Below are 12691 nucleotides of genomic sequence, written 5' to 3'. Positions count from 1 at the left end.
AATCACCCTCATTTTTTATCCGGTTCTGGCTAAATCCAGCTTTCCCTGCCATTTCCAAAGCAATACTTCTTTTAAAATTATATGTTCCGGTTTCTCTAGAAAAGGGTCTCTTTCAGCTAATTGAAACGCATCCTCTTTAGCATCATTTAAAATTCGCGCATCACGAATGATGCTGGCTATACGAAAATCGGGTAAGCCGGATTGTCTCGTTCCCAGAAAGTCTCCTGGGCCGCGTATAGCCAGATCTTCTTCGGCTATAGCAAAACCATCCGTTGTTTTTTCCATCACCTTTAATCTTTTACGGGCATCCGCCGAACATTTATAATCAGCAAGTAGAATACAGCTCGACGGAATATCCCGCCGCCCTACCCTGCCGCGCAGTTGATGCAGTTGCGACAAACCGAAACGCTCGGCATGTTCTATTACCATCAAAGATGCTCTCGGCACATCAATACCCACTTCAATTACTGTCGTGGAAACAAGAATGTGTATTTTATTTTCCAGGAATTCCCGCATTATTTTATCTTTTTCTTTATCTTTCATTTTGCCGTGGATTAATCCCACATGAGCATCAGGGAATATATCTTTCTGAAGGTGGGCAGCCATATTGGTGGCGTCTTTTAAATCAAGAATTTCCGATTGTTCAACTAAAGGATAAATGATGAACACCTGATGGTCTTTTTCCAGTTCTGCTCTGATCGCATGATAAACTTTGTCTCTCTTCCCTTCCGATACCAGTATAGTCCGTACCGGCTTTTTACCGGGAGGCATTTCATCAATTACAGAAATATCCAGATCACCGTAAACAGTCATGGCCAGTGTCCTTGGAATCGGCGTCGCTGTCATAACCAGAACATCGGCATTGATTCCCTTGGCGCGCAGTGTTGCCCTCTGCATAACGCCGAAACGATGTTGTTCGTCTATAACAACCATTCCCAATTTATGAAAATCGACATCTTCCTGAATTAAAGCGTGGGTGCCAATGATAATGTTGGCTTTACCGTTTTGAATCTGACTAATTACTTCGTTCCTTACCGAATTTGTCATGCCTCCGGTTAGTAATACTGCCTTTAAACCTAATTGTCCCACCCATGTATTGATGGTTTCAAAATGCTGCTTAGCCAGAATTTCAGTAGGCGCCATAATTGCCGCCTGATAAGAGTTTTCACAGGCTGTAATCATCGCTGCCATTGAGACAATAGTTTTCCCGCTGCCGACATCGCCTTGCAGAAGTCTATGCATCGCTGTTTCTTTGGCCATATCAGCTCTTATTTCATTAATTACCCTTTCCTGAGCAGTCGTCAATTTAAAAGGCAGCAGCGCCAGAAATCTTTTTAAATAATTTCCATCGATATTGAATTTAATACCGGCATCGATAATCCGTCCTTTTTTCTTGACTGCCATGCCCAGTTGAAAAAAGAAAAACTCATCATAGATTAAACGTCGGTGGGCCTCCGATTGAAAAGACATAAATATTTCCGGTGATTCATTGTTGCTGGGGAAATGAACTGACAACAGCGCTTCATGAATATTGGACAGATTGCGCTTCTCGCAGATATTATAGGGTATCGGTGAAGTCACATAACGTGAATAATTTTCCAGCGCGAAGCTCATCACCTTGCGAAAATATTTCTGATTTAGCCCTTCCGTCTCCGAATAAATCGGTACTATTCTTTTAAAGTTTAAAAGATTATCTTCGTCTTTATCATCCAGTATTTCATAATCAGGATGAATCATTGACTTGCCGCTATAATCGGGCCTCACATCTCCCGTAAATATTACTTTTGTTCCCTTTTTGAAAATTCCAAGCAGATAAGACATTTGCCCTTTAAACCATTTCGCAGTAAGATTTGCCGTTCCATCGCTGATAACGATTTCCAGTATTTTTTTTCTGCCATAATAATGATACTGCGCTGATGTTACACTACCAACTGCGCTCTGATTTTTTTCTACTTCCAGACGATTTATTTTTTTAATTTCCCGTCTGTCTTCATAAGTTCTCGGTAAAAATAACAGGAGATCTTCGACATTAGTAATTTTTTTGGCGGCAAATCTGTCGGCCATTTTCGGTCCGACACCCTTTAAGTATTGAACCGGCAGGTTAAGCTTTGCCAAAGCTTCTTTCAAATCTGATATTCTTTGAATTGTCTGTTGGTCTGGAGGATGAATAGTTTCGTATGCTTTTGACGAATTAATAGCAATTTTCATTTTGTCTAATACAACCATAGCACTTTCAATTTTAATTTTTTTTAATTCCATTTCCTGCCAGTCGTAATCAGAAAATATTACCAGTAATTCTTCCGTGTGACGCAAAAAATCAGCATCTGCGACGGACGTTAACGAACTTTTCAGCAATGATAATAAATTTAGAAGGGATTTGCCCAAATCTTTAATGTGAGGAAGATTTTTATAATTATCCTTGGATCCAAAAATCAAAGGGTTTTCTATTTTGTGCAAAATCTCTCTTATTGAATCCATTTAAGTCTCCACAAGGAATGATTGACTTAAAAACTGATTTACGTTACACAAATTAACACACTTTATATAAATAATCTATTTCATACAGGGGCGACATGACAAATAAAACTACCTATAAAGATGCAGGCGTGGATATTGATACTGCTAACGAATTTGTAGAACGCATTAAACCAGCAATAAAAACAACCGCACGCAAAGAAGTTGTTTCAGGTATCGGCGGTTTTGGCGGTCTTTTTCATCTTAATCCTATCAATTATAAAAATCCTTTGCTGGTTTCTTCCACCGATGGCGTAGGCACTAAACTTCGAATTGCCCAATTACTGGACAAGCACGATACCATTGGCATAGATCTGGTAGCCATGTCGGTAAACGATGTAGTTGTTCAGGGCGCGGAGCCTCTATTTTTCCTCGATTATCTCTCTACGGGGAAAATAGAATTAGAAAAAAGTGTAAAAATTATTGAAGGAATAACTGAGGGATGCAGGCAGGCCGGATGCACACTCTTGGGCGGCGAAACAGCTGAGATGCCCGGTTTTTATAAATCCGGAGAATATGACCTTGCCGGCTTTTGCGTTGGCGTGGTGGAAATGGATAAATTAATTAACGGATCCACAGTTAGTGTAAATGACCGGCTGATCGGACTCGCTTCCAGCGGTTTACATAGTAACGGCTTTTCTTTAGCCCGAAAAGTTCTTCTGGAAAAAGGGAATTTAAGTGTTAACGATAAAGTTACCGGTCTGAAAAATACAATTGGTCTGGAGATGCTGGAACCAACACGAATTTATGTTAAACCTCTCCTGAATCTTTTTAAGAGTTTCAATGTCAAAGGTCTTGTCCATATAACCGGCGGCGGATTTTACGACAATATTCCCAGGATAATCCCTCAATCCTGCCGATCAGTGATTAAAAAAGGCAGTTGGGAAATACCTCCTATCTTCCATGTTATTCAGGAAATAGGCGATGTTGAAGAAAAAGAAATGTTTCGTGTCTTCAACATGGGCATTGGAATGATGATCATCGTTGCAGAAAAAGAATGCGAGGAAGTTCTTCATCGTTTGGAAATGCTGGGCGAAAAAGCTTATCTGATAGGTGTTGTAGAAAAAAAAGAAGACAAACAAGAGCAGGTTTGTCTTTCTGAAAATTAGGATTAAAAACATGGCTGATTTATTGAAATTGGGAGTTCTGATTTCCGGCAATGGTTCCAATTTGCAATCTATTATAGATCACATTGAAAAAGGATCCTTAAGAGCAATTATTAAAATTGTTATCAGTAATAATCCCGATGCATACGGTATCATCAGAGCAAAAAAACACGGCATACCCGTTGTTATTTTAAAACACACAAACTTTAAAAACAAAGAAGACTTTGATTTAGAATTAATAAATATTTTAAAAAGCAATAATGTTGATCTTGTTATTTTAGCCGGCTTTATGCGTATTCTTACTCCTGCGTTTTTGAAAGCTTTTTCTCATAAAATAATGAACATTCACCCTGCCCTCCTGCCATCTTTTCCAGGAATTCACGGACAGAAACAGGCTGTGGAATACGGTGTCAAAATATCCGGCTGTACAGTCCATTTTGTTGATGAAGGCGTGGATACCGGACCGATCATAATTCAAAGCGCTGTACAGGTTTTTGATGATGATACCGAAGAAACATTAGCCGCGAGAATATTAAAGAAAGAGCACATGATTTATCCTCAAGCAATCCAACTTTTTGCAGATGGCAAGATAGAAATAAAAGGACGCAAGGTACGAATCAAAGCCCAAGAATAAACATCTTTTAGTTTGGATTGATATCACCTGTATTATTTTATTAATGGGGAAATAAATTAATTTATGTACGATTTAATTGTCATAGGTGATGATCTTTCGTCCCATGTTGCCGCTGCAGTTGCATCCCGCCAAAACATCAATACAGTTTTGCTGGCAGAAAATGGCATAGGAGAGTCTTGTTTAATTGGAGGTTTTCCTTTCAATGTCGATCCCACGCCTTTAACCGGTTTTGGCGAAAATCAAATATGTCTTTCACTTCTTGCTGAGGCGGGAATTTTCCCAATTGAAGAAAAAAGTTCTTTATTAAACCCTGCTTATCAAATAATCCTGCCTGAACATCGACTGGATTTTTTCAACGATAAAGAATTACTGATTCAAGAAATAATTAGAGAATTCCCGCAACTGGCCGGGGAAATTCGTTCCTTTTACGATGCTGTTGTAAAAAATTCTGATATCTTAAGTACATGGGTTCATAATCACCCGTCTATTCAACTTAAAAGTGTAAAAGACTACTTTGAATTTTTAAAGCTGATACCACATTTAATCAAATATAAATTTGATAATATTAAATTTAAGTGGACTTGTTCAGGAAATATTTCTTTCAGAAAAGTCATGGAAGCACAGCAGGCGTTGCTTTCCTTCAGAATAAAAGATCAAGATTCTATTTTTTCACATTTTCAACTCTCCGCGCCTCTGCGCGGCGTTTATTATTTTTCACAAGGCAAGCAAACAATTTTAAATTCTTTATTAAAGGAGTTGGAGTCCACCAACGGTTCGTATCTTAATAATTGCGAAATATCGTCTATTAAAAAAGATAAATTAATCGAAGTAAATTTTACTGATAAAAATGGTGTTGCCTCAAAGATTTCAGCTGATAACTTAATTGTCAGTACGAAATGGCAGAAAATGAACATGCTCTTTGATCGTAAAAATCAAATTAATCTGGATGATTTGATCAGACCGATTAAAGTTCCTTATTATCCTTTTACAATTCATCTGGGAATTCGCCAGAAATCTGTGTCTGAAAAAATGGCCAGGCATGTTGCTGTAATTTCTGATGTAAATAAAGACCTCTATGACGATAATCTGATTATTTTGGAACTGAGCTCGTCAGATGATGAAAAAACTACCTCTTTGGCAAAAAGTTCTTTATCAGCAACTGTTTTCCTTCATGATGATCAAATGATTTGGTCCAGCGAGAACTTAACGGCAAATTCACGATCAATAATTGAGCGCCTCGAATATTTTCTGCCTTTTTTAAAAGAAAATATTGAAATTTTCGATATAAAAGAATCTATAAATATTTCCAGAAAACAACGCGATATTGTTAATCCTAAATATCAATTACGAAATTCTTTCATTACCGGTTTTGCAGCAAAAAGTAATAAAACTAAATTTGACAACATTTATCTTACCGGTGCGTCATTATTAGCAGACGCCGGCTTCGAGGGAGAAATAATTTCCGGCATAAATGCCGCAAACTTTGTAACAGACAAAAGAAAGTGATTTATGAAATACGATTTTTCAATTGATAATCTTGGGGAAAGATTAATTAAATCTCCTCTGGCAATAAATAATTTCACAGATGACAATAAAAGATTATTGTTCAATTCTCTTTTAGATAATTATCTTTCCTTCGCCGACAAGAAAGGTCAACCTCTTTCCGTGGAACTTGCAGGACCACGTGATAAGATATTTTTTAATCCTTCACAAACGAGAGCGGCAATTGTTACCTGCGGCGGTCTTTGTCCGGGTATTAATGATGTCATCAGATCAATTACAACAGCTCTCTTCTTCAGTTACAATGTTAAAGATATAATCGGCATCAGGTATGGCCTGCGGGGGTTGAATCCTCATTTAGGGCATGAGTTAGTCAAACTTTCTCCGGAATTGGTAAAAGATATAACCAGCATAGGAGGAAGCATCCTTTCCACGTCCCGTGGCCCACAGGACGTTAATGTGATGGTGGATTATCTTAACCGATTAAGAATCAATATTCTTTTTTGCATTGGCGGTGATGGAACAATCAGGGCGGCTGAAAAAATAACAACTGAAGTAAATAAAAGAAATCTGAAAATTTCCATTGTCTGCATTCCCAAAACTATTGATAACGATCTTAATTTGATTCAGAAATCATTCGGTTTCGATACAGCCATAGAAAAAGCGGCGGAAGCCATAAGAAGTGCCCATGTGGAAGCCAGGGGAGCCTTCAATGGGATTGGACTGATCAAAATTATGGGACGTAATTCCGGTCACATAGCCGCCTATGCGGCTCTGGCGCAAAATGACACCAACTTTGTTTTAATTCCGGAAGTGCCTTTTGACATGGAAGGTAAAAAAGGATTTTTAACAATACTAAGAAAACGCATAAAAACCAGAGGACACGCCGTTATTCTCGTCGCGGAAGGAGCGGGGCAAAACCTCTTAAGAGAAAACGAACTTGCTTTGGAAAAAGATCCTTCAGGAAATATCCGTTTGCTTGATATAGGACTATTTTTAAAAAATGCGATTAACGATTACTTCAATAAAATCAATTTGGAAATTAATTTAAAATACATTGAACCAAGTTATCTTATTCGTTCTGTTCCCTCCAATACTTCAGACGATATTTATTGCAATATGCTGGGTCAGTACTCGGTGCACGCTGGAATGGCCGGTAAAACCGGTATTCTGGTTGCTCTAATGAAAGATGAATACGTTCATCTTCCCCTTGGTGTGGTCACTTCCGGGAGAAAAATCGATCCGCAGAGCGATATCTGGTTCAGAGTTCTAGAAACCACCGGACAACCGGTTTCAATGAAAAATTAACAAAATCATAAATACTGTTAATAATATCAATTGTTTAATATTGTCTGTTCATGATTATTCCCGACAATATTTATTTTTATAAATACAAATCCCTTTAATTTAGAATATTAACGAAAAAATGCTTGCAAAATATTGACTTATGGTTTAGGTACGACGCACAATTTTAGGAGGATATTCAAATGTCTCGTGTTTGTGAAGTATGCGGTAAAAAGCCGTCTGTTGGCAACTTGGTGAGCCATGCTAATAATAAAACGGCAGCGGTGTGGTATCCAAATCTTCAAAAATTACGCTGTGTTGATGAAAAAACCGGATCGATAAAGAGAGTAAAAGTCTGCACTCGTTGTATTCGCTCCGGATTTGTAAAAAAAGCTATATAAAAGTTGGAAGCCAACTATAATTTTTTATAGTCTGAACGGTTTCTTGAAAAAATAATTCTTCATCATCAATTAAATCTCTAGCGTGCTGAAATAAATTTTTAAGACCATCATAAAATAGTTGATCATCGCTTTTCAGGCCGAATTTATCTTTGTAAAGATGAATTCGGCTTTCAATATTCATGATTTCCTCCAATCTATCTTTAGTAATATAGATGGATGCATTTCTCATTACTTCATTAATTTCATTTTTCCCCACGCCATATAACCAATTGATTGTGGCAACGAATTGATCCATTTTGTTTTTTGCAGTGAAATCTATGGCTTCCGCTAATAGATCAATAGTTCTAAATGAATTAATCTGATTTAAAATAACAAGATCATAGCTCATCTCGATAATCAAATGTGATTGATAAATCGCCTCCTCATAAGAAATTTCTTTTTTGATCATTCTGTGCAGGTCCAAGATGGAATTAATCAAATATTTGCCTTTTAGATAAGAATAGCCTTGAGAGTTAGAGTCGAATGCTTTGTGAGAATCGGAGCTAATATATCCATAATGGGAGAGATCATCTACCAGAAGATGAAACATAACGTAAGCCGATCGTGAGTATTGGGCCGGTATTTGTAAAGTTCTTCGGATATTATGAGTTTTATCGGAATTAATTTGCGGATGAATTGTTAATAAATCAGGGACAATGTTATAAACATAAATATCCAGGTCAATATTTTGTAAATCTGCCGCAGCTAAAAATTTCTGCAAGAAATAAGTGTGAGTTAACATGAACATATAAATTTGCCTGCCAAAATTGTTTATTATTTTGTCTGATAATCAGCAACTTCTTCCATTTTATATTTATTTTTCAGATCGTTAATTATATCACCCATCTCTAAAATAAAATCCGGGATAATAGAAACTTGGATTATTGCAGCGTGAGGATCAATTGTTGTTACCGTGGCCATTCCCTCATATCCTTCAATAATAAATTGGATTAAGGAAATATCTTTTCGCATTAATTTTAAATATTTTCTTATCATTTTTTGATTTTATATTTATCATTGATCAACTCAAAGATCAAGAATCAATGACCAATTGACGCCGGAATATAAAGACTGTATGATCAATCAAAATAAAATCGGAGCAAATCATGCACACACCTAAGATCATACTTATCTTTTTATCATTATTCATTTTATCCTGTTCTGCCATTAACTCCAATATTAGAAGCATAACCGACGATGGTGATATAAATACGTTTTTAAATCAGGCGCCAAAAGCCGAAGCACATCCCAACGCCGGAGTAGATGTCTTATATTCCTATAGCTATATAGAATTTTTCACCGACGGTACCAGTATCAACAAGAATTTAATGCGTATTAAAATATTTAATGAGCGTGGACGCAGTTTTGCGTCACGTTCTATATCCTACCGCGAAGGATATCAAAAAGCTAAAGTTCTTTTTGCCAATACCATCAAACCTGATGGAAAGATTGTTACTCTAGACAGTAAAGACATTATCGATTCTTCAGAGTATGAAGGTTATGAATTTTACACCGACATTAAAGTAAAGCGATTTACCATCCCGGCAGTGGAAGATGGCTGCATAATTGAATACGCTTACGAAATAGAAAATTTAAAACCTGTTTTATCCTTCGACTACTACGACATCTTTTTCTTCCGCAATATTTTCCCCATAGAAAAAGACATATTGGAAATAGTATTACCGTCCAATATCGAATTAAAATACAAGATATTTCAGACAACTCTTGCACCTCAAATCATTTCCGACGGCAGCAGAAAAAGGTATATTTTTGATAATACTAAGCAAAAAGAAATAATTCCGGAATCCAGGATGCCTTCTTTTTATGACAGCGATATCTTCCCTCAGATTTCTTTTTGGACGCTCAACAGTTGGGACATCATTTCCAATTGGTATATAAAACTTATTAAGGAACAGATGCAATCCGATAATGAATTGGATAATTTTACCAGGCAACTTATTTCCGGTAAAAATACCGATGAAGAAAAGATCGATACTATTTTTAATTTTGTTTCTCAAAACATCAGATATATTGCTGTTTTACTGGGCCCTCATACCCATAAGCCTCATAAGGCATCCGAAATATTCCAAAAAAGATATGGCGATTGCAAAGATAAAACAGTTCTTTTACTGACTATGCTTAAAATAGCCGGCATTGAAGGAAAACCTGCTCTTGTTCCAGCTAACGGCAAATATTTTGATGAATCCACGCCTTCATTAAATGCTTTTAATCATGTCATCGCGGTTATTCCATCTTCCAAAAAATATTTCTGGCTGGATGCCACGAATGAAACCGCCGCTTATAATTCGACCCCTTTTCTTATTTCCACTAACGTTTTTCTGATTAATGACGACGGCTCTTATCGCTTTATTAAAACTCCGGATTTGGACAGGAAAAAAGATTATTATAATGTAGATATAAAATACAATATTAACCAGGAAGGAAATGCGACTATTGATTATACTCAGACATATTTTGGAAAAGCTGCTGAATCTGTCAGGTACTCTTTTAAATATTCTCCACCGGAACAAAGAAAAAAATTTTATGAAGAACGCGGAATTGAAGTTAAGGATTTTAATATAAGCAGTTTTACAGACACTCAAAGACCATTTGTAATCAAACTTTCGGGAAATATAAAGAATCTGGCGCAAAAATTGGATGAAGAAACAATGGTCTTGTCCAATATTATTACTTTTGATTCTTACCGGGATATAACCGCTACAAATGATCGCCAATATCCGATTAGCTTAAAAAAGTCATTTTTCTCGATAGAAAACTATTCCTATAAATTTCCGTCAGGTTTTAAAATAAAAAGATTGCCGTCTGACTTTACGTTCAAAAAACCGTTTAAATACAGAACTGAAAAATACAGTTTCAAAAGATCCACTTTTGATGTCCATCTTGAATCAGAAAACATGGAACAAACTGTTAAAGTGGAGAATATTAATGATTTTAAAAAATATGCTCTTGAATTACAAAAACATGAATCATCAATAAAAAACATTATTTTCGAAAAGAAATAGCAAATGCTTGACATAAAACGCTACGTTGATATGATAAAAAATAAAGAAAGTAAATAAGAAGTACCACATACAATGACGACAACTAGACGATTACCGGTAACAAAATGGAAAATAATAGAATCCGGCGATAAAAATATAAAAAATCTATTCAGTAAAGAATTCGGGATTCACCCGATTATATCTCAAATTCTGGTCAATAGAGGCTTTCAGGATAAGGAAGTAGTTCGTAATTACCTCTACCCTTCCCTTAATAATCTGCACAGTCCTTTTTTAATGAAAGATATGAAAAAGGGCATTTCACGTTTATTAAAGGCGATTTATGATCACGAAGAGATAATTATATACGGGGATTATGACGCTGACGGAATAACTTCTGTTGTTATTCTTTTCAAGTTTATCAGAGAAATAACACCTAATGTAAATTATTATATCCCCGACAGGGTACAGGAAGGTTATGGTTTAAACATACCAGCCATTGACAAATTCAAAAATAATAATGTCAAATTAATCATCTCCGTTGATTGCGGTATTTCCGACCTGGAACAAATTGCTTATGCCCGATCACTGGGCATTGATACGATTGTATTGGATCATCACGCAATATCAGGTCCGCTCCCTTCTGCTATAGCCTCTATAAATCCGAATCGTGAAGATTGTACGTTCCCGTTCAAAGGGCTCGCCGGTGTGGGCATTGCTTTTAACTTTCTTATTGCTTTACGCGGCACATTAAACAAAGAGGGATTCTGGAAAAACAACGATTATCCTAATTTAAAAGAATATCTGGATATTGTTGCTCTGGGGACCATTGGCGATATCGCACCTCTTGTTGACGAAAACAGGATTTTTTCCAAAATCGGGCTCGAATTAATTACTGAAGGTCTGCGACCGGGAATCAAAGCTCTCAAAGAAGTCAGCGGTGTTGATAATCAGAACATAGATTCTTTCAAAGCTTCTTTTTCTCTTATTCCCCGTATTAATGCCGCCGGACGCATTGCTTCTCCTCTGGATGCCGTGGAATTACTCTTGACTAATAATATGGAAGAAGCCCGATTACTGGCCAAAAAGCTTGATTCCTATAACCGGCAACGTCAATTTATGGGCAAAGAAATTATAAATGAAATTCTTGAAAAAATAAGAGCTAACCAGAGTCTCGGTAAAAGAAATGCTCTTGTTTTTACATCTGATAAATGGCATCCGGGAATTATCGGCACTGTAGCTTCACAACTCGTTGATCTTTTCAATCGTCCGGCATTTGTCATCAGCTTAAACAATGGTATAGGCAAAGGCTCAGGAAGAAGTATTTCCGGTTTCAATATTTACAAAGGCATTCAACAGTGCGCCCCTCTTTTACTTTCCTATGGCGGGCATTGTTATGCCGCCGGCTTCTCCATCAAGGAAGAAAACATTGAACAATTTACCTTTCATTTGGATGAAATAATTTCCAACAGTGTTCAACTTCCGGAACTTCTTTCTCAAACTATAATCGATGCGGAATGCCAACTCACAGATATTAATCTGAATTTAATGAACCAGATGGAAATGCTTGCGCCATTTGGCAGCAATAATCCTGAACCAGTGCTTTACGCTCACAATATCAAAGTTTCCGCACCTATCGTTGTCGGCAATAACCATCTGAAAATGTGGCTCAATCGCGATGGTATATCCCACGGGTCCATTTGGTTTTATATGGGTGAACATTTGCCTGCGATTAACGGATCCAGTCTTGATATAGTCTTCACACCGCAGATCAATGACTGGAACGGCTCTTCGGATATTCAACTGAAAATTAAAGATGTTGATGTTATTTCCTGAAAAAAGGGGCTGAAGATAGCTCTATGAAGACTGCTACCAAAGCATTATTGTTTAACGCCCTTTTATTCCCCGGATGGGGACAGATTTATTTAAAGCAATACAAAAAAGGCATCTTAATAATTTCGGCCGTCATGGCCGGAACTTCATCTATTTTGTGGTATGTAATTCAAACAACCAGAGATATTTTAAAAATCACACCCTTTAAAAAGGGAACGGTTACTTTTGAAGCTGTTGTAAGATTAGCAATCAAATCTCTAGCGGAGTTAAATCTGGATTATATTCTTCCTCTTTTGTTTTTCATGCTGTTACTTTGGATGTTTTCCATGATCGACAGTTATCAATCAGGGAAAAAGCTGATTAATAAATGAAAATTTCTAC

11 protein-coding genes are annotated in these 12691 nt (G+C 36.8%); 8 read left to right on the top strand and 3 right to left on the bottom strand.

The genetic code is table 11. The features are described 5' to 3' along the window. Positions 1-15: 15 nt before the first annotated feature. Entirely contained in the window at positions 16-2478 is a 2463-nt protein-coding gene (locus CVU62_04955) for a DNA helicase RecG (protein ID PKN38210.1), read from the bottom strand. A 95-nt stretch (positions 2479-2573) separates the two neighbouring features. Between CVU62_04955 and CVU62_04950 the strand changes: the two genes are divergently transcribed. The 5 genes from CVU62_04950 to rpmB all read left to right on the top strand — a co-directional run bounded on the left by CVU62_04950 (position 2574) and on the right by rpmB (position 7439). After that, complete coding sequence (locus CVU62_04950) at positions 2574-3623, top strand: phosphoribosylformylglycinamidine cyclo-ligase (protein ID PKN38209.1); 1050 nt, start codon at positions 2574-2576, stop codon at positions 3621-3623. Between the two features lie 10 nt (positions 3624-3633). Beyond that, the gene (locus CVU62_04945) at positions 3634-4254 is read left to right on the top strand and encodes a phosphoribosylglycinamide formyltransferase (protein ID PKN38208.1); all 621 of its coding nucleotides are present in this window, start codon (positions 3634-3636) and stop codon (positions 4252-4254) included. Between the two features lie 63 nt (positions 4255-4317). Then, a complete protein-coding gene (locus CVU62_04940; GenBank protein PKN38207.1) occupies positions 4318-5760 on the top strand; it encodes a hypothetical protein in 1443 nt (480 codons plus the stop codon). A gap of 3 nt (positions 5761-5763) precedes the next feature. After that, positions 5764-7062 carry a diphosphate--fructose-6-phosphate 1-phosphotransferase gene (locus CVU62_04935; protein PKN38206.1) on the top strand — a complete coding sequence of 433 codons (1299 nt, stop codon included), beginning with the start codon at positions 5764-5766 and terminating at the stop codon, positions 7060-7062. 179 nt (positions 7063-7241) lie between these two features. Beyond that, the gene (gene rpmB, locus CVU62_04930) at positions 7242-7439 is read left to right on the top strand and encodes a 50S ribosomal protein L28 (protein ID PKN38205.1); all 198 of its coding nucleotides are present in this window, start codon (positions 7242-7244) and stop codon (positions 7437-7439) included. Here the strand turns inward: rpmB and CVU62_04925 are convergent. Together CVU62_04925 and CVU62_04920 are read right to left on the bottom strand one after the other, a co-directional pair. Further along, a complete protein-coding gene (locus CVU62_04925; GenBank protein PKN38204.1) occupies positions 7432-8226 on the bottom strand; it encodes a hypothetical protein in 795 nt (264 codons plus the stop codon). The genes rpmB and CVU62_04925 overlap by 8 nt on opposite strands. Before the next feature lie 26 nt (positions 8227-8252). After that, positions 8253-8474 (bottom strand): DUF4911 domain-containing protein, encoded by a 222-nt coding sequence (locus CVU62_04920; GenBank protein ID PKN38203.1) that lies wholly within the window; start codon positions 8472-8474, stop codon positions 8253-8255. A gap of 110 nt (positions 8475-8584) precedes the next feature. Between CVU62_04920 and CVU62_04915 the strand changes: the two genes are divergently transcribed. The 3 genes from CVU62_04915 (at position 8585) to CVU62_04905 (ending at position 12681) form a co-directional block, all read left to right on the top strand. Further along, complete coding sequence (locus CVU62_04915; GenBank protein PKN38202.1) at positions 8585-10501, top strand: hypothetical protein; 1917 nt, start codon at positions 8585-8587, stop codon at positions 10499-10501. A 72-nt stretch (positions 10502-10573) separates the two neighbouring features. After that, on the top strand, positions 10574-12313 hold the full coding sequence (gene recJ / locus CVU62_04910; protein PKN38201.1) for a single-stranded-DNA-specific exonuclease RecJ: 1740 nt from the start codon (positions 10574-10576) through the stop codon (positions 12311-12313). 23 nt (positions 12314-12336) lie between these two features. Continuing rightward, on the top strand, positions 12337-12681 hold the full coding sequence (locus CVU62_04905) for a hypothetical protein (protein PKN38200.1): 345 nt from the start codon (positions 12337-12339) through the stop codon (positions 12679-12681). Positions 12682-12691: the final 10 nt, after the last annotated feature.

It is taken from the genome of Deltaproteobacteria bacterium HGW-Deltaproteobacteria-2 (genome assembly GCA_002840505.1).
In the GTDB taxonomy this organism is placed as follows: domain Bacteria; phylum Desulfobacterota; class Syntrophia; order Syntrophales; family Smithellaceae; genus Smithella.
This window is presented reverse-complemented; position numbering and strand designations above follow the sequence as displayed.